Origin of the sequence: Paenibacillus sp. FSL P2-0089, assembly GCF_038595095.1 — a bacterium.
Lineage (GTDB): Bacteria > Bacillota > Bacilli > Paenibacillales > Paenibacillaceae > Paenibacillus_AQ > Paenibacillus_AQ silagei.
Window position 1 is genome coordinate 5415981 of sequence record NZ_CP152006.1, and the last position, 23318, is coordinate 5439298.

General features: G+C 53.6%; 24 protein-coding genes. All 24 read right to left on the reverse strand.

Annotated features, from left to right (window positions below; genetic code table 11):
• Positions 1–56: 56 nt before the first annotated feature.
• The 24 genes from NST69_RS22705 to rpsU all read right to left on the reverse strand — a co-directional run bounded on the left by NST69_RS22705 (position 57) and on the right by rpsU (position 23211).
• Positions 57–1172 carry a Nif3-like dinuclear metal center hexameric protein gene (locus NST69_RS22705; RefSeq protein ID WP_339250251.1) on the reverse strand — a complete coding sequence of 372 codons (1116 nt, stop codon included), beginning with the start codon at positions 1170–1172 and terminating at the stop codon, positions 57–59.
• Positions 1148–1927, reverse strand: a complete 780-nt coding sequence (locus NST69_RS22710; RefSeq protein ID WP_342547182.1) for a class I SAM-dependent methyltransferase — start codon at positions 1925–1927, stop codon at positions 1148–1150. Before NST69_RS22710 ends, NST69_RS22705 begins: the two co-directional genes overlap by 25 nt.
• A complete protein-coding gene (locus NST69_RS22715) occupies positions 1924–2748 on the reverse strand; it encodes a hypothetical protein (protein ID WP_342547183.1) in 825 nt (274 codons plus the stop codon). The genes NST69_RS22710 and NST69_RS22715 overlap by 4 nt, the downstream gene beginning before the upstream one ends.
• A 140-nt stretch (positions 2749–2888) precedes the next feature.
• Positions 2889–4022 (reverse strand): RNA polymerase sigma factor RpoD, encoded by a 1134-nt coding sequence (gene rpoD, locus NST69_RS22720; RefSeq protein ID WP_036690273.1) that lies wholly within the window; start codon positions 4020–4022, stop codon positions 2889–2891.
• Positions 4023–4062: 40 nt separating this feature from the next.
• Positions 4063–5883 carry a DNA primase gene (dnaG, locus tag NST69_RS22725; RefSeq protein ID WP_036724329.1) on the reverse strand — a complete coding sequence of 607 codons (1821 nt, stop codon included), beginning with the start codon at positions 5881–5883 and terminating at the stop codon, positions 4063–4065.
• A gap of 39 nt (positions 5884–5922) precedes the next feature.
• Positions 5923–6402, reverse strand: coding sequence for a YaiI/YqxD family protein (locus NST69_RS22730; protein ID WP_036724396.1), 480 nt, complete (start codon positions 6400–6402; stop codon positions 5923–5925).
• A 175-nt stretch (positions 6403–6577) separates the two neighbouring features.
• On the reverse strand, positions 6578–8659 hold the full coding sequence (gene glyS, locus NST69_RS22735; protein ID WP_342547184.1) for a glycine--tRNA ligase subunit beta: 2082 nt from the start codon (positions 8657–8659) through the stop codon (positions 6578–6580).
• Complete coding sequence (gene glyQ, locus NST69_RS22740; protein WP_036724333.1) at positions 8652–9539, reverse strand: glycine--tRNA ligase subunit alpha; 888 nt, start codon at positions 9537–9539, stop codon at positions 8652–8654. Before glyQ ends, glyS begins: the two co-directional genes overlap by 8 nt.
• 446 nt (positions 9540–9985) lie before the next feature.
• Positions 9986–10741 carry a DNA repair protein RecO gene (recO, locus tag NST69_RS22745; protein WP_209872067.1) on the reverse strand — a complete coding sequence of 252 codons (756 nt, stop codon included), beginning with the start codon at positions 10739–10741 and terminating at the stop codon, positions 9986–9988.
• A gap of 36 nt (positions 10742–10777) precedes the next feature.
• Positions 10778–10921, reverse strand: coding sequence for a YqzL family protein (locus tag NST69_RS22750; protein ID WP_076075837.1), 144 nt, complete (start codon positions 10919–10921; stop codon positions 10778–10780).
• A 110-nt stretch (positions 10922–11031) separates the two neighbouring features.
• Complete coding sequence (gene era, locus NST69_RS22755; RefSeq protein ID WP_036724337.1) at positions 11032–11922, reverse strand: GTPase Era; 891 nt, start codon at positions 11920–11922, stop codon at positions 11032–11034.
• Between the two features lie 555 nt (positions 11923–12477).
• Positions 12478–12708: a hypothetical protein gene (locus NST69_RS22760; RefSeq protein ID WP_342547185.1), complete on the reverse strand. Its 231-nt coding sequence runs from the start codon at positions 12706–12708 to the stop codon at positions 12478–12480.
• Positions 12709–12920: 212 nt separating this feature from the next.
• Complete coding sequence (locus NST69_RS22765; protein ID WP_342547186.1) at positions 12921–13340, reverse strand: cytidine deaminase; 420 nt, start codon at positions 13338–13340, stop codon at positions 12921–12923.
• Between the two features lie 246 nt (positions 13341–13586).
• Positions 13587–13982: a diacylglycerol kinase family protein gene (locus NST69_RS22770; protein ID WP_342547187.1), complete on the reverse strand. Its 396-nt coding sequence runs from the start codon at positions 13980–13982 to the stop codon at positions 13587–13589.
• Complete coding sequence (gene ybeY, locus NST69_RS22775; protein ID WP_342547188.1) at positions 13982–14482, reverse strand: rRNA maturation RNase YbeY; 501 nt, start codon at positions 14480–14482, stop codon at positions 13982–13984. Before ybeY ends, NST69_RS22770 begins: the two co-directional genes overlap by 1 nt.
• A complete protein-coding gene (locus tag NST69_RS22780; RefSeq protein WP_339250261.1) occupies positions 14454–16733 on the reverse strand; it encodes an HDIG domain-containing metalloprotein in 2280 nt (759 codons plus the stop codon). The genes ybeY and NST69_RS22780 overlap by 29 nt, the downstream gene beginning before the upstream one ends.
• A 17-nt stretch (positions 16734–16750) precedes the next feature.
• A complete protein-coding gene (locus tag NST69_RS22785; protein WP_036690294.1) occupies positions 16751–17722 on the reverse strand; it encodes a PhoH family protein in 972 nt (323 codons plus the stop codon).
• A gap of 15 nt (positions 17723–17737) precedes the next feature.
• Complete coding sequence (gene yqfD / locus NST69_RS22790; protein ID WP_036724344.1) at positions 17738–18919, reverse strand: sporulation protein YqfD; 1182 nt, start codon at positions 18917–18919, stop codon at positions 17738–17740.
• Positions 18916–19209, reverse strand: coding sequence for a sporulation protein YqfC (yqfC, locus tag NST69_RS22795; RefSeq protein WP_209872075.1), 294 nt, complete (start codon positions 19207–19209; stop codon positions 18916–18918). The genes yqfD and yqfC overlap by 4 nt, the downstream gene beginning before the upstream one ends.
• A 181-nt stretch (positions 19210–19390) precedes the next feature.
• On the reverse strand, positions 19391–19984 hold the full coding sequence (locus NST69_RS22800; RefSeq protein ID WP_342547189.1) for a hypothetical protein: 594 nt from the start codon (positions 19982–19984) through the stop codon (positions 19391–19393).
• Positions 19985–20000: 16 nt separating this feature from the next.
• Positions 20001–21002, reverse strand: coding sequence for a flotillin-like protein FloA (gene floA / locus NST69_RS22805; RefSeq protein WP_342547190.1), 1002 nt, complete (start codon positions 21000–21002; stop codon positions 20001–20003).
• Positions 21003–21038: 36 nt separating this feature from the next.
• Entirely contained in the window at positions 21039–22376 is a 1338-nt protein-coding gene (locus NST69_RS22810) for an NfeD family protein (RefSeq protein ID WP_342550213.1), read from the reverse strand.
• Between the two features lie 202 nt (positions 22377–22578).
• The gene (locus NST69_RS22815; protein WP_036724349.1) at positions 22579–23022 is read right to left on the reverse strand and encodes a GatB/YqeY domain-containing protein; all 444 of its coding nucleotides are present in this window, start codon (positions 23020–23022) and stop codon (positions 22579–22581) included.
• Positions 23023–23037: 15 nt separating this feature from the next.
• Positions 23038–23211 carry a 30S ribosomal protein S21 gene (rpsU, locus tag NST69_RS22820; RefSeq protein WP_005547957.1) on the reverse strand — a complete coding sequence of 58 codons (174 nt, stop codon included), beginning with the start codon at positions 23209–23211 and terminating at the stop codon, positions 23038–23040.
• Between the last annotated feature and the right edge of the window lie 107 nt (positions 23212–23318).

Below are 23318 nucleotides of genomic sequence, written 5' to 3' on the forward strand. Positions count from 1 at the left end.
AACATTGTATATTATACAGATATGCCGCCCAGCGCACAAGTGTAAATAATAATAGCCTACAGGAATGTAAAAGGCTCGGTATCCGGCTGCGAGGCATGCACCGCCGTGCCGTACTTATGCTCCGTCAGCTTGCCGGCCAGAAACTCCGCTACCTTCACCTTCATGATCTTCTCCGCATTATGGCCCGGATCGATCAGGGCGATTCCCGCGAGGTGCGCATCCTGTGCGGTATGGTAATCGATATCGCCGGTCACCAGCACATCCGCTCCCTTAAAGATAGCACTGCTGTAGTACTTGGCACCGGACCCGCCCATGACTGCCGCCTTGCGGACCTTGCGGTCCAGATCTCCAACTACCCGCACGCTCTCCACATCCAGCCCGCGTTTGACCGTATCAATGAACTCACCAAGCGTTGTTGGCTCCTTAAGCTTCCCTACTCTTCCAAGTCCAAGGCTGCGTCCCTTGAGGTCCATGGAATACAGATCATAAGCCACCTCTTCATACGGATGAGCCTTCAGCATGGCCTGTACCACCTTGTTACGGATCGTATGCGGCACAATCGTCTCGATACGGACCTCCTCAGCCCGCTCCAGCTTGCCAGGCGTGCCGAGATACGGGTCCGTGCCCTCCTGCGGAATGAAGGTGCCATAGCCTTCGATATTGAAGCTGCAATGGCTGTAATTGCCGATCCAGCCCGCTCCGGCGTTCAGGATGGCATCCAGCACCTTCTGGTGATGATCCTTCGGCACGAATACAACCAGCTTGGACAGCTGCTCGGTATGAATATCCTTGATCGGTGCACCGTTCTCAATGCCCAGCGCCTCGGCCATCCAGTCGTTCATTCCGCCTTCGGCCACATCCAGATTCGTATGGCTGATATACACGGCAATGTCGTTTTTGATCAGCTTCTCATATAAGCGGCCTGCCGGGGTATCCGTCAGAATCCCTTTGATTGGCCGGAAAATCACCGCATGATGGGCAATAATCAGATTACAGCCCTTGGCAATCGCTTCGTCCACAATGCTCTCATTAACATCCAGCGCCACCAGCACCCCGGTGATTTCCTTCTGGAGACTGCCGACCTGAAGCCCGACATTATCCCATTCCTCAGCCAGATGCTTCGGAGCAAGCTGCTCCATGTATCCAATTACGGTCTGTCCTTTGGCAAACATTCCAGCACCTCCGCAATCCGTTTAATCTGAAGCTTGATTCTGCTGCGCTTCTCCTCAGCTGCCTCCAGCTCCGAACGTGCGAGCGAGGCCAGAATGCTCTCCAGCTTGGAGATTTCACCCTGCCATTTGGCAGCGAATACTTCATTCGGTGCTTGCAGCAGCAGCGGTCCCATCTCCAGCAGCAGCGCCTGATCAAGGGCTACCTTTCCTCCGGTAAGCAGACGTCCGCTGTACAGCTCTTCATTCGTCCCCGCCGCTTCAGCGCCCTCTGGGACAGCGGTCAGGATCTCATAGATTTTGCCGTCTTCCTCCAAAATATGCTCCGAGACCAGCACCCAGCTGTTAGCCAGCAGCCAGCGGCGCAGAATATCTTCGCCTACATTGGGCTGCAGCGCGAGCGTATTCACCCCGGCCAGCTTGCCGAGCTTCTGCCCGCGGTCCAGAATCGCCGCGATCAGTGAGCCGCCCATCCCGGCAATGGTAATGCAGTCCGTTTCCCCCGGCTCCAGCACCTCCAGCCCGTCTCCGCGCCGCACAGCGATCTTTGCACCGAGTCCTGCTTCCGCAACACCACGACGCGCCGCTTCATAGGGTCCCGGATTTACTTCTCCGGCAATAGCTGAAGGCACCCGGCCGCTCTTCACAGCGGCAACAGGCAGCAGGGCATGATCTGAGCCGATATCGGCAAGTCTGCTGCCCGCAGGGACCTGCTCCAGCAGCAGCTGAAGCCGGTCAGATAATTTTACGTTGTTCATGAGGCCACCCACGTTATCCATTTTTTTCTGAAGAGGAACAGCAGCGCAAGGCCCACTGCAATCTTCAGTATTAATATCAGCGAGGTCCATTCCGGGAATCCCGCTCTGAGCCATAGCGCATCCACCTCCGGCATCAGCCAGAGGGCAGCACCCGCCCCCAGGTACACCCCAGAGACCCCGCTAACCTTGTGATACATCAACCAGCTCATCCAGATCATAAGCACACACAGCGGAAGCCAGAGCAGCTCCAGCTCCAGAAGAGAGGCATCCGGCCGGACATGTCCGAAGAATCCTGCATAGAGCAGAGCCCAGAAGGCATATCCGCAGAAATGAAGCAGTCCGATGCGCAGAAAAAAACCAAGCACACACCACAGCAGCCCGCAGGCCGCAATCAGCAGCGGTGTCCAAAAATCAGCATCCAGCTGATGCAGCTCAATCAGCCACAGTCCGAATCCCAGCGTTAAAATGCTGCCGATTCCCGCCAGCATCAGACTGATTGTCTTGTTGCGGTTCAGGTAAATCGCTGAATATCCATAACAAATAATTAGGACGCTGAGCGCTGTAGCAAGTTGCAAAGGCCAGGGAAAAACGCTAAAATAAAGACTAATCAAGAAAATCAAGGAAATAATGCCAAAACCAAACAGCCAAATTTTGATGCTTCCCTGCTGGAGATTCCGTAACGATACCGGATTGCTGTCCTTCACCTCTGCCTGATCATCATACAGGTTAGTCAGGAAGTCACAATATTGCTCGGGCAACAGCTTGCTTCTTCTCCAGTATTGAATTTCTCTTAATATAGTATCACGTTTCTCCAGGTTCAACCGGCATCCCTCTTTCCAGAACTTTCCTTCACTTTCATTACAAGCTCCCGCACACGGCGGGGCTCAAGCATTGGTGAATCGCCTTGACAACATAATAGGACCTCCTGCCACCGTGCAGCAGAAGGTCCCGGTTGTAAGGTCTATTCGAGGAAATCCTTCAGCCGCTTACTGCGGCTGGGGTGACGCAGCTTACGAAGCGCTTTGGCTTCGATCTGGCGAATCCGCTCGCGGGTTACGCCGAACACCTTGCCCACTTCCTCAAGTGTTCTCGTCCGTCCGTCATCCAGTCCGAAGCGCAGGCGAAGCACATTCTCTTCACGCTCAGTCAGCGTGTCCAGCACATCCTCCAGCTGTTCCTTCAGCAGCTCATATGCCGCTGCATCCGCAGGCGCCAGCGCCTCCTGGTCCTCAATGAAATCTCCCAGATGCGAATCATCTTCCTCACCAATCGGTGTCTCCAAGGATACCGGCTCCTGGGCAATCTTCATGATCTCTCTAACCTTCTCAACGGTAAGCTCCATCTCCGCTGCAATCTCTTCAGGCGACGGCTCGCGTCCCAGCTCCTGCAGTAATTGGCGGGAGACCCGGATCAGCTTGTTGATGGTTTCAACCATATGCACCGGAATACGGATCGTACGCGCCTGGTCAGCAATTGCACGCGTAATCGCCTGACGAATCCACCAGGTTGCATAAGTACTGAATTTGAAGCCTTTGTTATGGTCAAACTTCTCAACGGCCTTGATCAGACCCATGTTGCCTTCCTGAATCAGATCCAGGAAAAGCATGCCGCGTCCGACATAACGCTTGGCGATACTGACCACGAGCCGCAGATTCGCTTCTGCCAGTCTCCGCTTCGCTTCCTCATCACCATTCTTGATCCGCATCGCCAGTTCCACTTCATCGTCAGCCGATAACAGCGGCACGCGGCCGATTTCCTTCAGATACATCCGGACGGGATCGTTGATCTTGATCCCCGGAGGCAGCGACAGATCATCGTCAAAGCTGAAGTCGTCTCCTTCTTTGTCCTCATTGTCTTCGCTTGGACGGAGGCTGTTCACCTCTTCATCGTTCTCATTGACAACCTCGATCCCCAGATCGCTCAGCTGCTCGTAGAATTCCTCCATCTGCTCGGGGTCTTGATCGAATGGCGACAATTTCTCCATGATATCTTTGTAATTAAGTGATGATCTTTTCTTCCCGTGATCAATAAGCTGATCCTTAACCTGATCCAGAGTAAATTCCGCTTCCAGTTCAGTGTGCTGATCGTTCGCCATAATTCGACTCCCTCCTCCCTAGGTACATCCTGTCAACAGCTCATTGTCTCTCTAGGGCTAAAATTTCACTTGCTATTTGTGCTGCACGCAAAAAGTCACCGGATTTCTCCGCCTGAATCATCTCTTCACGCTTGGGTTCAATTTTGCGCTGCAGAGGATACTTCCGCACTTCACGAATACAATCGTCCAGAACCTGGGTATTCCAGTCTGGAGGAGTATCCATCATGGAGATGGCCGTTGCGGTCTTCTCCAGACGGTCGTCCTGAAGCGATGATAGAAACCGGCTGATGCCGGGTGGTTTGCCTTGCGCATAATAAGCATATAGATAAGCGGCGATTGCCGCATGATCATCAATATTGAACTCTTCTCCGAGCCGTTCACCCACATAGGCCGCCGCTTCGGGATCTTGAATCATGAATGATAACAGGCGCCGTTCCGCAACATGGTAAGCAGGCAGTAAGGTAGGTGTCTGCACTTGCCCTTTTTTATGCCTACCATTATTCCACCTATTATCGTTATTATCCCCTTCGGGGTTGTTTTTTTGCATGGAGGCCCGAAGTAAATTACAATCCTGCTTCAGACTGTCGTAAGACAGCTCAAGCTCGGAGGCGATTTCCCGCAGGTACACCTCCCGCTCCGTTGAAGAAGGGAGCCCGGCGATAATCTCCAGAGCCTCCTTGACATAGGCAATTTTGCCGTCTTCCTCTAGGAGTATATGGTTTTTTTTCAGATATATAAGCTTAAATTTGATGGATGACACGGCAGAGTCAATCACCTGTTCCCTGAATCTGTCCCCGCCATGCCGGGAGATGAATTCATCCGGGTCGAGGCCGCTTGGAAGCAGGGCTACCTTGACCCGCAAACCGCTGGCTTCCAGGATAGGAATGGCCTTAAGGGCGGCAGCTTGTCCAGCCTTATCTCCATCATAGGCAAGCACAATCTCATCTCCAAGGCTCTTCATCAGGCCCACGTGACCCTCGGTGAGCGAGGTTCCCATCGTGGCTACCCCGTTCTGTACACCTGCCTCCCAAGCCGAAATGACATCACCGTATCCCTCGAACAGGACGATTTGCCGCGTTTTGCGGATGGATGCTTTGGACTGGTGCAGATTGTACAGAATGCGGCTTTTGTTAAATAACCGGCTCTCGGGAGAGTTCAGGTACTTCGGCTGCCCCTCCCCGAGAATACGTCCGGCGAAGGCGATCGTCTTGCCCATGCGGTTCGCAATCGGAAAAATAACCCGGCCGCGGAAGCGGTCCAGATATCCTTTGCCTTCCCCTCTGGCAGACAATAGTCCGCCCTTCTCCATCTCGGCGAGATCGAAGCTGCGCTTCTCCAGAAACTGCAGCAGCGTATCCCAGCGGTCCGGCGCGTAACCGATCTGGAACTGGTCAATCATTTTGTCGCTGAAACCCCGGGTTCTTAAGTAATCCATGGCGGCAGTGCCGTATTCCGTGTTTTTCAGCAAAAAATGATAAAACTTCGCCGATAATTCATACGCCTGAATCAGCCGGTCCCGCTCGGGATCGGGGGCAGCAAGCGCCCCGCCTCTCCCCTCAGGAACAGGGATATCACTCTCTTCCGCCATGATTCTGACTGCTTCGGGGAAGGATAATCCTTCGATTTCCATCCTGAATTTGATGGCATTTCCGCCCATACCGCAGCCAAAGCAATGAAAGACTCCCCGGTCAGGGGTGACAGTGAAAGAAGGGGACTTCTCCGAATGGAACGGGCAGAGGCCCCATAAATATTTACCCTGCTTGGACAAATGGACAACCTTGCTGACTGTATCGACAATATCATGTCGCGCCAGCACGTTCTCGATAACCTCTTCGGGAATAGGACCATGTCCGCTAGCCACTTCAACCACCTTCATCTCTTAACAGTTAAATATAATTCGCTATAGCTGGACATTCTCCTGCAAAATTGTTAAAAGTTTTGTCAGTTTATGTTGAAAAAGATTTTTTTCCTCTGCGGTAATCGCTTTGGGACCCTTGGAATAGTGCCCGCGCCTGCGTTCAACCGCCTTGGCATGCCTGCTCTCCAGCATAAAATCCATGGTAGAATTCTCATATTCCTGGCCCCGGTTCGAAAGTGCAAGGCAGCGTTTGCCCAGCGCCAGCGCCGCCAGTCCATAATCCTGCGTAATTACGATATCTCCTGCAGAAATATGATTGGCGATATAGAGGTCGGCACTGTCTGCCCCGCGGTCCACCTGAACCACCTTAACGCCTTCTTCCGCCCGCAGCACATGATCATAGGAGGAGACCATCAGCACCGGAAGCCCGAATTCGCGCGCCACGGTAATAATCTCCTGCTTAACCGGACAAGCATCCCCGTCCACAACAATCTTTCTTAGCCGGGAAGTTCCCAAGCTCACCTCACCAAATTCCTGTGTAATATATATTACGCTCAACCGTTCAAAAATCCTTCTTTGGTAAAGCATAAATACGGAACGAATGTCAACTTACGCATTGGCACCGTTCCGTATATTTATACCCTAAACCCTCGATCTATACCATAAAATCGTAAACATTACTTAAAACCTGCCTGAATTACCACACCAGCTTGCCGAAATCAGCAAACAGCTTGGAGTCGGTATGAATGCCGGCCAGCAGCGCCAGACGGTTCGAGCGGACGGCTTCGTCTTCGGCCATAACCATAACCGAATCGAAGAATCCGGTAACGGCTGCTTCAAGTCCCGACAGAATCTGCAGGGCCTCAGCGGCATGTCTGGAAGCAAGGGCTGCGCGGTAAGGCTCATGAATACTCTGCCAAGTCGAGTACAGCTTCTGTTCCGCTTCTTCCTTAAGCAGTGCCGGGTCGATAACTGCACCCTCCGGAGCTTTGGCGGCCAGATTGCTGACACGGGTCAGTGAATCCACAGTAATTTTGAAATCAGCCTGATCGGTTACTGCATTCATCAAAGCCAGACTTCTGCTTACTACATCAACGATATCATCGAATCCTGCCGCAAGCGCTGCATCTACAACATCATAACGTACATTGTTGTCGGCTAACAGGCGTTTGACGCGCAGACCGAAGAACTCGTACAGAGTTATACGCAATTCAGGGGTGAAATGTTTCTCTGTACGGAAACTTTCATGAACTTCCAGTGCCGCTGCAAAAATCTCCTGCAGGCTTAGGCTCAGCTGATGCTCCAGTACGATCTGGACAATTCCTGCCGCCTGACGACGCAGAGCATAAGGGTCCTGGGAGCCGGTTGGAATAATTCCGATCGAGAAGCAGCCGACAATTGTATCGATTTTATCAGCAAGGCTGACTACCAGGCCTGCCTGCGTAGAAGGAACAGCATCTCCGGCGAAGCGCGGCTGATAATGCTCGAAGACCGCTTTGGACACCTGCTCTGCTTCCCCGGCCTTGCGGGCATAATCCTCACCCATCGTACCCTGCAGCTCAGGGAATTCACCCACCATTTGGGTAACCAGATCGAATTTGCAAATATCCGCTGTACGGCTCACTTCCGCAGCAGCCTCTGAAGACAGCTCAAGCTTCACCGCCAAGCGGTCAGCGATGGCGCGGATGCGGCGCACTTTGTCACCTACACTGCCCAGCTCTTCATGGTAAACGATATTCTCCAGCTTGGCCAGAGCATCGTTAATCTGCAGCTTCTGGTCTTCTTCATAAAAGAATTTGGCATCCGACAAGCGGGCGCGCAGCACCTTCTCGTTCCCCTTGGCGATGACATCCAGCGATACCGCATTCCCGTTACGTACCGTTACGAAGAATGGCAACAGCTTGCCGTCTTCACCAAACACCGGGAAGTAACGCTGATGCTCACGCATCGAGGTGATCAGCACCTCCTGCGGAATATTCAGGAAGGCCGGATCAAACGTACCGAACAGCACAGTCGGCGTCTCTACCAGGAACAGGACTTCCTCCAGCAGATCCTCCTTGATCGCAATCTTCCAGTTCTTCTCTTCCGCAAGCTTATGAATACCGCTTAGAATCAGCTCTTCGCGCTCCTTCACATCTACCAGCACATGCTGGCTGCGCAGAGCTTCAACGTATGCAGCAGGCTCTGCGATAACAGCTTCTTCACCGAGGAAACGGTGGCCGCGGCTCACATTGCCCGCCTTGACTCCGGTAATCGTAAGGTCAATGATCTCTTGGCCGAAGAGAGCTACCATCCAGCGGATCGGACGGACGAACTTGAAATCATAAGCGCCCCAGCGCATATTTTTCGGGAAGGTCATGCTGCTGACAATGCCAGCCAGGCCTTCGGAGAGCAAGGAGGCTGTCTCAATGCCGGTGCTGCTCTTGGTCACATAGATGTATTCCACGCCAGCCAGTTCCTTGAACGTGAACTGCTCCGGTGAAGCGCCCTGACTGCGGGCAAAGCCTAATGCAGCCTTGCTCCATTCGCCGCTGGCATCCAGTGCGATTTTGCGTGACGGGCCTTTGACCTCTTCGCTTACATCCTCTTGGCGCTCTGCGGCATCCTTCACCAGTACGGCAAGGCGGCGCGGTGTTGCATATGCACTGACGCCCTGATGACTGATCCGTGAGGCCTCCAGCCATTTCGCCGTTCTGTCCTTCAGTTGCTCCATCGCTGCACGGATAAAGCGTGCAGGGATTTCCTCCAGACCGATTTCGAACAGAATATCCTTAGACATGGTCAGCACCTTCTTTCTTCAGCAGCGGGAAGCCCAGCTTCTCGCGTTCCTCCAGATATGTCGCCGCTACGGTACGGGCCAAATTGCGTACTCTCGTAATGAAGCCTGTGCGTTCCGTTACGCTGATTGCGCCGCGCGCATCCAGCAGATTGAAGGTATGCGAGCATTTCAGCACATAGTCATAAGCCGGGAAGACCAGATGGTTCTCCATTGCTCTGCGTGCTTCCTCTTCGTAGGTATTGAACAGAGTGAACAGCATTTTGACATCCGAGACTTCAAAGGTGTAGGTGGAATGCTCAACCTCCGGCTGATGGAAAACATCTCCATACGTCATGCCGTCTACCCACTCCAGGTCAAATACATTCTCCTTATCTTGAATATAGGAGGCCAGACGTTCCATCCCGTAAGTGATCTCCACCGCTACCGGACTTGCTTCAATTCCGCCAACCTGCTGGAAGTACGTGAACTGGGTAATCTCCATACCGTCCAGCCACACTTCCCAGCCGAGACCCGCACAGCCCAGAGACGGATTCTCCCAGTTGTCTTCGACAAACCGCACATCATGCAGCAGGGGATCTACGCCCAGTGCCTTCAGGCTGTCCAGATACAGCTCCTGAATATTGTCCGGGGACGGCTTAATAATCACCTGGAACTGGTGATGCTGATACAAGCGGTTCGGGTTCTCCCCGTAACGGCCGTCGGACGGACGGCGTGAAGGCTCCACATAAGCAACCTTCCACGGCTCCGGCCCCAGGGAACGCAAAAAAGTCATAGGGTTCATCGTGCCCGCCCCTTTTTCCGTATCATACGGCTGGACGAGAATACAGTTCTGGGCGGCCCAGAATTGCTGCAGGGTCAGAATCATCTGCTGAAAGTTCATAACTACCGGCTCCTTCGCTTTACAAGTGTGTACTGCCTCTTGCTTATGACTGGCTCTTGCTGCTGCGCGATGGAGGCGGCACCAGCTTCTATGTACCTGCGGTGTGTGATGGAAGAAGGATCTCCCGCACAGCCACAAGCCAAAAAGCTCCCGCCCCCATGCCTGATGAACAGACATAGGGACGAGAGCTCAAATATGTTCTCCCGCGGTTCCACCCTACTTGATTACGCAAAAATCACGAAATCCACTTTTGATGCTGCCGTTTCCGTACTCCCGGGTGCCCTGTTCATGAACGTCGTCCCGCCAGGCTTCCACTACCCCCGGCTCGCTGCTGCGACAATATCGCCCACTACTTTCCCGATCCACGCACTCTCTCCAGTTCTGGAGCAAACACGGCAATCTTATAAAAGAAACTGAACTTATAGTAACGGATAATTTGCGATTCGTCAAATATTGTATTTGTCGAGCTGGTCCAGGAAGCTCTGGGACTTCAGTCTGAGCCCAAGCTGCATATCCATGAATCCCCGCATGACGGTCTTCAGCTCCGCACGGGTCTCCGGCTTCACATCCACATTCCCCAGCCTGGTCAGATCCAGCGCCGCAAAGATCCGCAGCAGCTTCAAGGCACGCGGGGAAATCTCCATGGCCGGAGGATCGTTATGCCGGCAGCTTCGGCAGAGGACTCCCCCCAGACGCGGACTGATTCTAAGCTCCTCATCCGGCTTGTCCTTGCCGCAGACGATACAGGCATCGAGCTGAGGCCCATAACCGGCAGCCTGCAGCACCTTCATTTCAAATACATTATTGATAATGCCAGGCTCTTTGTCTTCCTCCAGTGCATTCAGGCAGGCGGTCAGCTGGCGGTACCAGAAGCTGCCTGTCTCTTCATCATGCAGCACCCGGTCCAGCAGCTCGCAGGCATAGGATGCATACGCCGCCTTGACCAGATCCTCGCGCAGCGGATGATGGGACTTCGTGATCTCTCCGGCATTAAGTGTTCCCAGTCCGCCGTTGTTGCGGAAGAACACGAACTCACCTGTTGTGAACAACTGGATCAGGGCAGCATGACGGCTTTTGACCTTCTTGGCGCCCCGCACCAGAACCCCTACTTTACCGGCGTTCTCGGTGCAAAGCGTAATAATGGCGTTCCCTTCACCGTAGTCCATGCTGCGGATGACGATCCCTTCCACCCTGTATAGCATGCCTCTTCCCCCAACCACTCGGCAAGCAACCAGTCCTTATTGTGCTTCTTCATCGATGGCCATCTCTTCCTCCGCCGGCAGCGGTCCGCTGCCCTCGGGCGAATCCCCAGCTTCCCTGTACAGCAAATACGCATCGAGATCTCCAGTCATTGCAAAATACTTCCACGAAAAATTCCGCATTCGTATTCATCCTTTCTTCGGAAACACGATGTCTCTTCAGATGTAGGATGTGCGATGCCCCAGGATCTATCCGTGCAATTCCTGCCATGTTGAGGCGGCGTGAGAGGTGATCATTCTTTATGGAAGCCCAAATCCCGCAGGACGCGGTCCTGGTTACGCCAGTCTTTTTTCACCTTCACCCATAATTCCAGGAAAATCTTCGAGCCCAGCAGGTTCTCAATATCCGTCCGCGCCCGGCGTCCGACTTCCTTCAGCAGCGCTCCCTGCTTACCGATAATGATCCCCTTCTGGGAATCGCGCTCAACAAAGATAACCGCCGAAATATGCACAACCCCATTCGGTTCCACGCTCATATCCTCAATCGCCACTGCGATGGAATGCGGCACCTCTTCACGGGTCAGATGCAGAATCTTCTCGCGGATCAGCTCCGCGCAGACGAACTGCTCGGGGTGATCGGTAATCTGGTCGTCCGGGTAATACTGTGGACCTTCCGGCAGGTATTTCTGCACCTGCTCCAGCAGCGTGTTGACGTTATTGCCCATCTTGGCAGAAATTGGTACGATTTCGGCGAACTCATGCAGCTTGTTGTATTCCGTAATCATCGGCAGCAGCGCTTCCGGCTCAATCTTGTCAATCTTGTTCATGACCAGAATGACCGGGGTCTTAATGCTGCCAAGCTGTTCCGCGATAAAACGGTCGCCGCCGCCCATACCCTCAGAGGCATCCACGAGGAACAATACCGCTTCCACTTCATGCAAAGTGCTCATCGCCGTCTGATTCATGTAATCACCCAGCTTGGATTGTCTTTTATGGATACCCGGTGTGTCCAGGAATACGATCTGTGAGTTATTTGCCGTGTATACCCCGTGAATTTTGTTGCGGGTGGTCTGCGGCTTGTCCGACATAATAGCAATCTTCTGGCCGATTACCTGGTTCATGAGTGTTGATTTGCCTACGTTTGGTCTGCCGATAATGGCGACAAACCCTGATTTGAATTTCATATGATCTTCCTTCCTTACTACGTGGTTATAATCGTCCATGGCGTTTTAGATGAATCTAGTTCAAACTTAATATCAATTCAAAAGCGTTCACTCTTAAAGCTTTTCGATCCCCCTAAATCCCCCTTCGCCAAGGGGGACCCCAAGGGCCCCGGCCCTCTGGACACCCGGAACTGGCGTGGGCACAGCGGTTAGCGCGGTAAGTGACTGTGGAGCATGAGCGCTTACCGTTCCCTGCGGGAACACGCTTGACTGCGGCGCGGTTGATTGGCTGTGACCAGCATGCGACGCGGGACAGGTAGCTGCGGAGCATGAACGCTTTTCGTTCCCTGCGGGAACACGCTTGACTGAGGCGCGGGAAAGATTAATTTGTTGAATACCTGAACCCTACCCATGCCCACCCGCAACAACTAGCCCTGCATTCCCACAACAACTAGCCTGTCATGCCCGCAACTAGCTTAGTTGTATTTTGTACACTTATTCTGCTCCAAATCAAAGGTTATTACGGTTTAGTTGTAATTCATACATCTATTTTCCTCTTCAACGTTACTTTTGGCGTTATCCGATGGATATAGTTGTACAAATTACACTTAAATCAACTTTTGAAGGGAATAGTGGAAAGTTAGTTGTACAATATACAGTTAACTCTGGAGCACGCTTGACTACAGCGCGGATGATTAGTTGGATACCGGAAAGCTCGCCTGGCCCATGTCCCTGCACCAGCACCAGCACCAGCACCAGCACCAGCACCAGCAGGCTTAATTGTATTTTGTACAACAGAATAAGCAAATCTAAGGCTCTTTAACGGTTCTATTGTATTTTATACAGCAGATTTGCCGCAAACAGGCCATAAACAGGTTATTTCCCGTTTTCAATTGCACGAAATACAACAGAACCTATCTTGCATCCAATTTTGGCACAATCTATTGTACGTTATACAGTAGAGTGCCCAACAGCAGCAATATGTTGAAGTCCTTAGTACCAGCACCAGCCTGCTGTCATCACTCCGCACTCTGTCCCTGCGCCAGATCCGCAGGACCGAAGGCGCCGGGGAGCAGGTCACGGACCGTAGTCTCCATAATATCGCCCTTCAGGTTGCCGAGAATGACTGGCATATCGGGGCCGCATAGCTCGACCATCACCTGGCGGCAGACGCCGCAAGGCGATACGGGGCCGTCTGTGTCGGCCACGACTGCGATAGCTTTGAAGGTACCGGGCTTATGGCCGTCCGCAATGGCGCGGAACATGGCCGTCCGCTCGCCGCAGTTGGTGGGACCGTAAGCGGCGTTCTCGATGTTGCAGCCGTGGTGGACTTTTCCGTCCTGATCCAGAAGGGCTGCCCCTACCCCGAAGCGGGAATACGGTATATATGCATTGGCTCTTGCCTTGATCGCTTCCTGAAGAAGTAGCGCATAATCCATAATTGTCCTCCTAAAAGTTTTATCAAGCATCCTCTTCATTGAAATCCCTTCGAGATAAAACTCACTTCGTAAGCATAATCCTAGTTTTATCAAGCATTCTCTTCATCGAATCTTCTTCGAAATAAAACTCGCTTCGTAAGCATAACCTTAGTTTTGGGAGCATGGATCGAAAATATTATCCTAATTAAAGATGACGGAGCGCGCAAAGCGGGTCCGCCTCTTCCACCAGCTGAAGTTGTAAACTGATTATGACATAAGACCTGTGATCCAGTCCATCACGGGATGATAAAAAACATAGATTCCGGCAATCATGGCAAACACCGCCGTAAGCAGCACGGCGCCTGCGGCGGTATCTTTGGCCTTCTTGGCCAAGGGGTGAACCTCAGGCGAAACCAGATCAATCGTTGCTTCAATCGCCGTGTTCAGCAGCTCGGCTGTCAGCACCAGCGTAATGGCCAGCAGCAGCAGCATCCAGCTTGACAGAGGAAGCCTGAATACAGCGGCGGCAATCACTACGATAACCGCAAGGCCGCTATGCACCTTCATGTTCAGCTCCGACCGGAATGCTGCCGCAATGCCATGTGCGGCGAAGCGAAAGGAGTGCCAGAATTTTTTGTGGCCCACCGCCGTATTCTTGACCATTAGCGTGTCAACCCGACCTGAGCCAGAGCCTTCTCCTGCTTGGACATCATTTCGGCCTCAGCCTCCGGCTCCTGATGATCATAGCCCAGCAAATGCAGGAACCCGTGGACGAACAGGAAGCCCAGCTCCCGCTCCAGCGAATGGCCGTATTCCTCAGCCTGCTCCTGCGCCCGGGTAACCGAGATGATAATATCCCCAAGCACATTCGGTACTTCCTCCAGCTCTTCGTCCTCATCTGCCAGGCCGTACCGGATCTCCAGCTCATCTTCTCCGGCTTCATTCATCGCGAAGGAGAGCACATCGGTCGGACGGTCAATGCCGCGGTACTCGAGATTCAGCTCATGAATGCGTTCGTTATTGACGAAGGTCAGATCCACTTCCCCCGAGTCAATCCCTTCCGCTTCCCCTGCTGTCTGCAGAATCCGCTCCAGCAGCTCGATCAGATCGCCGTTAATTTCATGTTCATCCTGTTCATTGTTCCAAACGACGCTCAGGCTCATTTTTGATGGCCCCTTCCTCTTTTTTGGGCTTGCGCACATCCTCGGGGTATTCAATCCGGGAATGGAATATGCCCATTACCGTCTCTTTCAGTGTCCGCGAAATAATATCCAGCTCCTTGAGCGTCAGGTCGCATTCATCGAACTGATGGTCATCCAGCCGGCTTTTGATAATTTTCTCAATCATGGTCTCGACCTGCACCACGGTTGGCTTGCGGAGCGAACGGACTGCAGCCTCCACACTGTCGGCGATCCCGACAACTGCGGATTCCTTCGACTGCGCCTTCGGGCCGGGATAACGGAAATCCTCCTCCGTGAAGTCCGGCTCTACACCCTTGTCCTCTGCAAGCTTCAATGCCTTATGATAAAAATAATGCAGGAACGTCGTGCCATGATGCTGCTCGGCAATATCGCGGATCGGCTTCGGCAGCTTGTATTCCTTCTGCATCTCCACCCCGTCCCGGGCGTGGGCCACAATGATCGACTTGCTCAGCTTCGGCTCAATCGTATCATGCGGATTCTCCATATTGTTCTGGTTCTCTATGAAATAGAACGGGCGCTTCGTCTTGCCGATGTCATGATAATATGAGCCTACCCGGCACAGCAGGCCGTCCGCACCAATCGCTTCGGCCGCAGCCTCGGACAGATTGCCTACCATCACGCTGTGGTGATAGGTTCCCGGCGTCTCTGTAAGCAGCTTGCGCAGCAGCGGATGGTTCGGGTTAGACAGCTCTACGAGCTTCAGGGCCGACAGAATGCCGAACGTTACCTCGAAGAACGGCATCAATCCGATGACCAGCACTGCAGTAAGCAGCCCCCCGGCAAAGGAGAAGCCCAGAGCATATAACGTATTCGTCTCGTTCCATACGCCGCCGCTCAGCATGGTCAGTATGGCTACGGTCAGGCAGCCGAGCAGAGACACCATAATACCACCCTTCAGCAGCGTTGAGCGCTGTCCGGCGCGGTGCGTCGAGAAGATGGCAACATAACTCACGATTAGGGCAAAGAAGCCGAAGGTGAAATCAAATATCGTATTCTGCTGGACATTCAGCAGGATACTGGCCAGAATGCTGAACAGAATGGAACAGAAATAAGCTAAGGTCATGTCCAGCAGCATAGAGATCAGCATCGCGCCGAGAGCCACAGGTGCCAGATAGCCTATATATGTCCTCACATCCGTTTGCAGGAAGGCCGTCAGCTTCATCATAACGATGGTAATGATAAAGACCAGAACCAGCATAAGCAGCTGGGAGTTATTGTATTTAAAGCCTGAGGCTCCGCCATTGTAGCGGATGAAGGTCATCAGGCCAAAGGACAGCAGTGCAGAGAGCAGCAGCAAGCCGAGCTGCGGCCAGTAATTAATCTCTTTGCTGAGCAGCCCGTTCTCATCCAGCAGCTTATACAGCTCAGGGGTAATCTCCTGATTCTTGGCGACCAGCACATCCCCCTGCTCGATGAATACATCCGGTGTATTCTGACGGGCCTGCACCTTCGCTTCCTTGGTCGCATCCTCGTCATAGAATTTGTTGGCGGTGATCACCAGCCGTACCAGCTCCTGCACCACCTCGCGGGCGGTCCGCTGGCCCAGTGAACTGACACTGACCTGCTCGGCCACTTTGGCGCGCGCGCTCTGGGCGTCGGTAATCTGGTCATTCATCAGCTTCGTGACAATATCCCGGGCCACCGGCTTCATTTCGATGATATCCTGTGAAGTCAGGCGCGGGATCTTGATATAGGTCTCTTCCGGAATGACGTAGGCCTGATCCTTAATGACGGACTGCATCTCATTCAGCAGATGCTCGGAGTAAGTCCCCGCCTTTTGGCTGGCAGCCACAAAATTAAGGATAAAATCATTGGCCCGCCGCGGAATCTCTTCCCGGTAAATCTCCGTCTTCTCACTCTGTGAAATCGTATCATCCTGATTCAGCCCGCCGATCCGGTCCAGCAGCAGAGTTACTAGATTCTCCGCCCGGATAGGAATAATGGCATAACGGTTGGTCACATTCTCTGCAGCAGTCTCCTGGGCCTTGAGCTTGGCGTTGGTGTCCAGGATTTGCTTGGGAGCTGTAATCTCCTTGGCACTGCGGGTTCCCTCTTTGATATCATACCTTTTGGGCAGCAGATCAGAGGACAGGCTGAGGTAGAAAACAACCGCGAGTAACAGGAAAAGAGCATAGCGCGACACCGCGCTATACTTCCATCCGCTGCTGCTGTATACAAATCCGCTTAATTTCGATGGTTGCTTTGAGGCCATGAAGACAATCCCCTTTTTTATTGGAGGTTTTCGGCAGAGCGGTCATAGGCAACGATAATTTTCTGCACAAGGGAATGACGGACAACGTCCTGCTCAGCGAAGTAGACAAAGCCAAGCTCCTCAATACCGGAAAGAATCGTTTTGGCTTCGATCAGCCCTGACTTCTTGCCGCGCGGCAAATCGATCTGGGTCACATCGCCCGTGATGACCATCTTGGAGCCGAAGCCCAGACGGGTGAGGAACATTTTCATTTGTTCGGGTGTGGTATTCTGCGCTTCATCAAGGATGATAAAAGCATCCTCCAGCGTACGTCCGCGCATATAGGCAAGCGGTGCAATCTCGATCAGCCCGCGCTCCAGCGCCTTCGCCACCTGATCAGGCCCCATAACGTCGTACAAGGCGTCGTAGAGCGGCCGCAGATACGGATCTACCTTCTCCTGCAAATCTCCCGGGAGGAAGCCCAGGTTCTCCCCGGCCTCTACAGCCGGACGCGTAAGCACGATCCGTTTGACCGAGCCTTCCTTCAGCGCCGTCACCGCGAGGACCACAGCCAGATAGGTCTTGCCGGTGCCCGCCGGGCCGATGCCGAAGACGATATCGCGCTTTTTGATGGTGCTCACATAATGCTTCTGGCCAATCGTTTTGACACGGATCGGCTTGCCGCGGAATGTTGTCGTAATCTCGCCCTTGAACAGGTCCAGCAGCTGGTCGGCACGGAAATCCTTCGCCAGCTCCACGGCGTACTGCACATCGCGTTCGCTCAATATATAACCCCCGCGTACGAGTGACAGCAGCACGTTGAAGAGCTGGCCCAGCATGTCCACTTCCCGCTCCGTACCGCGAATCGTGATTTCGGCCTCGCGTGAGTTGATAACTGCCGGAATTTCTTTCTCGATGATTTTCAGGAATCCATCCTGCGGGCCGAACAGGGATTGCGCTTCTCCCGCATTGTGCAAAGATATTTGAATGCTTGCAGTCTGTTCTGACAAGTAGCCTCATTCTCCTCAATTGTTTACTATCGGAAGCTCTTCCGCGATTCTCTCTTCCACCTCAAACAGCACTTTCATATAAACTTTACCATTCTCTTTCTTCTCATGCAAAATTTTTTGACTTTTGATGACGCTATCAGCGCCGTAACGCGCGAAAATATCGCTCTTGGCCCGCGTCAGCCCTTCTGCACGCGCGGCCTCCGAAGTAAGCGCTTCAGTGGTGTATTTAATCTCCAGTTCCTTCTCGGTCATCAGGCCCAGAGGCAGCTGAAAAGAGCGCCACGACAGCATGTCCGGCTCTGAAAGTGTACGTGACTTCGCAAACCCGGAGTCCCCGTAGCCCCACAGCTGAATCGCCCATTTGCCAAGAACGAGATAGGTGCGGTCCTTGCGTTCTCCTGTATATGCACTGCCCGTTCTTTTGAGCGGTACCTCCAGATTATATTCATGCCATACAAGGCCTTTAACCATGCCTTTGGCGACAACGAACTCTGTATTCTCCTCGTCACCCAGCGCACCGGAGATGAGGATGTCCCCTTTTTTAACCCGCGAATTCCGGCTGACCACCGGTCTGCCCTGCTCCGCATAGATTTCGGTCACCACCGCATCGGTCCGGCTGATGAGATGGCGCTGGCTGAGCAGCGGTTTGTTATCCGGGCGGTCAGCTTCGACGACCTGTATGGTAATGCTCGTCCCGTTCCGGTGGAACCCGGCCCAAGTTAAGCCCGGAACCAGGGTGGTCAGCTCCCGGGACAGCTCGTCCGACTCCTGCATGCGCCAAATCCACTGAAACGGATAGACGCCCTCCTTGCGTGCGGCTTCCAGGATGTCCTCGGTCGGAATGCGGGTATTCCCTTCAACCTTGACGCTCCAGATCATCGAGGAGAGCAGCAGCAGGCCTACACCGAAGATCAGCATACCTGCGGCAAAAAACTTCCGTCTCCACAAGCGCGCGAGGCGAAACGGAAGTCCGTGCCTGGCTGTAACATGCATACGGCAGCCTGTCTTTTTGAGGAGCGGGCGAAGCCGAAAAAAGTCATCCAGCAGCAGATTCAAAGAAGCGCCGTCCCCGGCAGGCCTCACATCCCAGATGATGATGCCCGCTCCAGTTACAGCATTAATGAATTTCTCCACCTGCGGTCCGCTCACATGCAGTGTAACGAACCCCCGCAGTGATGACAGAGGCGGTTCTTTCATGGATTCTCCCCACTTTCCTTATATCTGATTTCACCGATTACTCCAATGACGGCAAGCTCCTGGCCCAGAATATTGCGGATGACCAGTCCTTCACCGGAAATCTCCAGCACCCCTTGGGTTAATGCCAGCCTGAGCTGCTCCGAAGAGAAGTGCAGCACGCCGCGGTGGTTCTCAATATACAGCTCCTTATTGCCGATCAGGGTGATCCGGGGCATCTCCTGCAGCACATCCTGCGGAAGATCCAGTATCCCGTTTGTCCATCCCCGCAGCCTGCGGCCGATACGGGTCATAAGTAGACGCTCCCCCTTCCTGCCTTCTGTACACCTTATGCGGCGGGGCGGCTGTTTATGAGAAGAACTCACACCCTTCTGCCAGGGAAAACAGCAAAAAAGCCTGAATCCCTTCCGGTTAAGGAATGAATTCAGGCTTATGTGCAGTATTACATGTTGCTCGGGAGGCGGAGGCAAGGTCTTAGCGCCGTGTGGAATGCGGCTGGCGGGCGCGGGGCGGACCCAGCACCTCCGCCCATACCAGACCGCTGCGCAGCGCGTCAGGGTCGCCTGTGAGCGGATGGACAGCATATGCCGGCGATGCATCTGCGTCCTCCCCGCCTGCGTCGGAGCCCGCAGACGGGACCGCAGCCGCCATTCCGTCGAAGGCAGCCTTCAGCCTCTCCAGCTCTTGCTGCATGCGTTCTGTGCGGGCCTCCACGCTGTCCAGATCATCGGCCTGTTCCAGAGACACACCTTCGCCTGTCTCATCACCGGGAGCCGGCTGCCCAGCCTCAGCCCATGCTGGCGAAGGCGGGGCCTCCTGAGCATCCGGCGGCGGGGCAGGCTGGTTTGGGGCCGTCCTTGTCCCGGCAGGCGCCGGAAATCCGCTGCCCTGCTGTTCAACGCGTCCGGCCTTCCGGCGGCGGGGCAGCGGATTGCCGATATCTCCCCCGCCGCCCCCAAAGGTAGGCATCCCCCCGCGCGGGGCCTGTCTGTCTTTGCCCTTCTGTTTGTTCAGATTGGTGATGATCGCTATGGCCGCCAGCACCAGGAAATAGATCACGCCGCTCATGGGAGCTCACATCCCTTTATTTATGGGGTGGACGGCTGCTGTCGTCCCCATCGTTTAGTTTGCCGAGGGAACCGCGCATCTGCGTATCTGCCTCGATGTTTTTAAGATTCATATAATCCATCACACCAAGCTTGCCGGAGCGCAGGGCTTCGGCCATCGCCAGCGGAACCTGGGATTCAGATTCAACGACCAGCGCCTTCATCTCAACCACGCGGGCCTTCATCTCCTGCTCATGGGCAACCGCCATGGCCCGGCGTTCTTCAGCCTTCGCCTGGGCGATGCGCTTATCCGCTTCCGCCTGCTCGGTCTGCAGGTAAGCACCAATGTTCTTGCCTACATCCACATCCGCAATATCAATGGACAGAATTTCAAAAGCAGTCCCTGAGTCCAGGCCCTTGGATAATACGGTCCGGGAGATGGAATCCGGATTCTCAAGCACATCCTTATGCGAATTACTGGAGCCGACTGTGGTTACAATCCCCTCGCCGACACGGGCAATAATCGTCTCTTCGCCCGCACCCCCGACCAGCCGGTCGATATTGGCCCGCACCGTTACCCTTGCCTTGACCTTGACTTCAATCCCGTTCTTGGCTACAGCCGCAACAATCGGCGTCTCAATGACACGCGGGTTAACGCTCATCTGAACCGCCAGCAGCACATCGCGTCCGGCCAGATCGATGGCGGCGGCACGTGTGAATTCCAGCGGAATATCCGCTCTCTGGGCGGCAATCAGCGCGTTCACTACCCGGTCCACGTTCCCTCCGGCCAGATAATGGCTCTCCAGCTGATTGATATTCAGCCCCAGCCCGGCCTTGGTTGCCTTAATGAGCGGGTTGACAATCCGGCTCGGCGTTACCCGGCGCAGACGCATCGCTACCAGCGTGATAATGCTGATTTTGACTCCGGAGGCCCATGCAGATACCCACAGCATGACCGGGAAGAAGCTGAAGAAGACGCTTAGTACAATAATCACGGCTACCGCGATCAGCAAAAAAGCAATCATAGATGTTTCTAACATACGCTTACCTACCTCCGATATTTTGATAGACAAAAATTATTTCGCAGCTTCCTTCACTACCACACGGCCGCCCTCAACCTTCACCACGGACACGGCCGTCTGCGCCTCGATGAACCCGCCTTCTGTCACCACATCTATCCGTTCGCCGCCAAAGGTGGCGGTTCCGGCCGGACGCAGCGGGGTAACACTGATACCGGAGGCCCCGATCAGACGCAGCTTCTCCGGGACAGGCACGAATCCCTTCTCTCTGGTAAGGCTATCCTGAAGGATGAACCGGTTCCAGATGCCCCGCTCCTTGAAGACTACGGCTACAATCACAATAACCACAGCCGCCGCCGAAAAAGCAATACCAAGGCTAAACAGGGCATGTGTAAAGCTGTAAGCAGCCCTTACAACACCCGCTACCAGACTGATGGACCCGAGGATTCCCAGAATACCGAAGCTCGGCACGAACAGCTCCAGAATCAGCATCACCAGTCCCAGAATGAACAGCAGCAGCGTCTCCGCCCCGGCGAAGCCGGCCACATAGTTGCCGAAGAAGTAGAGGGCAAATGCCAGCGTACCGACAATTCCGGGCACCCCAAAGCCGGGCACCAGCAGCTCGATGAACACACCGGCGATGCCCACGAAGAGCAAAATCGTCATAACTACCGGATGAGTCAGAAATTGCGACATTTTCTCTGCACCAGTATGCTCAACGCGAAAAATGTCGTCTGTCGAGTAGCCTAGCCAGGTAATCGCCTCCTGCTCTGTTCCAGCAATCCGGTCGGCGTAACCAGCCTGAAGTGCTTCATTGCTGCTCAGAGCGATAATCTCGCCCGCTTGCTTGTTCACGCCCAGCTCCGGGCGGTTAACTACCAGATGGACATCCATCATGCCGGCCGCCACTTCAGGATCACGCCCGTTCAGCGAGGCAGCCCCGATCATTTTGGATTTCCAATAGGATACCATCTTGGCGTCTTCCACGCTCTTCCCGTTCATGTCCACCAGCGAAGCGGCCCCGATCATGCTGCCCGGCTTCATGATAATGGAGTCCGCGCTCAGCGCAATGTAGCTGCCTGCGGAAGCGGCGTTGCCTTTGATATAGGCTACTACCGGGATCTTGCTGTCTCTGACCAGGGTGCCGATTCGTTCGGCAGAATCCACCCGTCCTCCAGGTGTATCGATCTCCAGAACAATCAGAACTGCGCCGTAATTCGCCGCTTCCTGAAAGCCCCGTTCCAGAAAGCTCTGCAGACCCCGCTCAATCTCCTGATCCACCGGAATAATGAAGACGGGTCCGTTGGCCACTGTACCTGAGGCTGCTCCCGGTGCGCGGACCGCTTCATTATCCGCCTGAACCGTCCCCGCCAATGGCAGGAACAGAAGAACCATTAAGGCCGCGATACAGGAAAATATGATGGTGCGTAACTTATTCAAGCCTGCGCCCCCCCTTTTGTACGTGAACCATTTGCATTCTCAACTTATCATTTTATGTAAGTCTGCATATAATTCTTAGTATACCTTATACGCAGTTCTATTCAAAAAGCTCCACATAATGAAAAACACCCCTTATAAAAGGGGTGCTAGCGTTATATTATTGCAGAAACTGCTGAACCGCCTGGTTCACAAGTTTACCATCGGCGCGACCTTTGACCTTAGGCATCAGTGCGCTCATCACCTTACCCATTTCACTTTTCGAAGAAGCACCGGTTTCCTGGATGGTCTGTTGTACAATTACTTTAATTTCTTCTTCGGTAAGCTGCTCGGGAAGATATTTAATGATAATCTCGATTTCTGCCTTAGTACTCGCGGCAAGCTCATCGCGACCCGCTGCTTCAAATTCTTGGAGGGCATCTTTGCGCTGTTTGATCTCACGACTAAGGATATCAAGCACTTCGTTGTCGTCTAATGTTCTCTTCAAATCTATTTCAAGATACTTTATTGTAGAACGAACCATTCGAATGGTGGAGAGTGTGAACTTGTCCTTACTCTTCATCGCTTGCTTCATATCTTCGTTTAATCGTTCGCTAAGATTCATGCGTGGGTAATCCTCCTAAAACTTTCTCTTACGAGCAGCCTCAGACTTCTTCTTGCGCTTTACGCTTGGCTTCTCATAATGCTTGCGTTTCTTCACCTCAGCCAAGACACCATCCTTAGCAATGGAACGTTTAAAGCGACGAAGTGCAGCATCAATTGTCTCGTTTTTGCGAACTTTCGTTTCAGACACCAGTTTTCCCTCCCTCCGACCAGACCGTCCAAGAGCATAACAACACGGTTCATCACCTTTCATTATAGGTCAAACCTAAATAAGGTGTCAACCTTCGCGTTATTCTT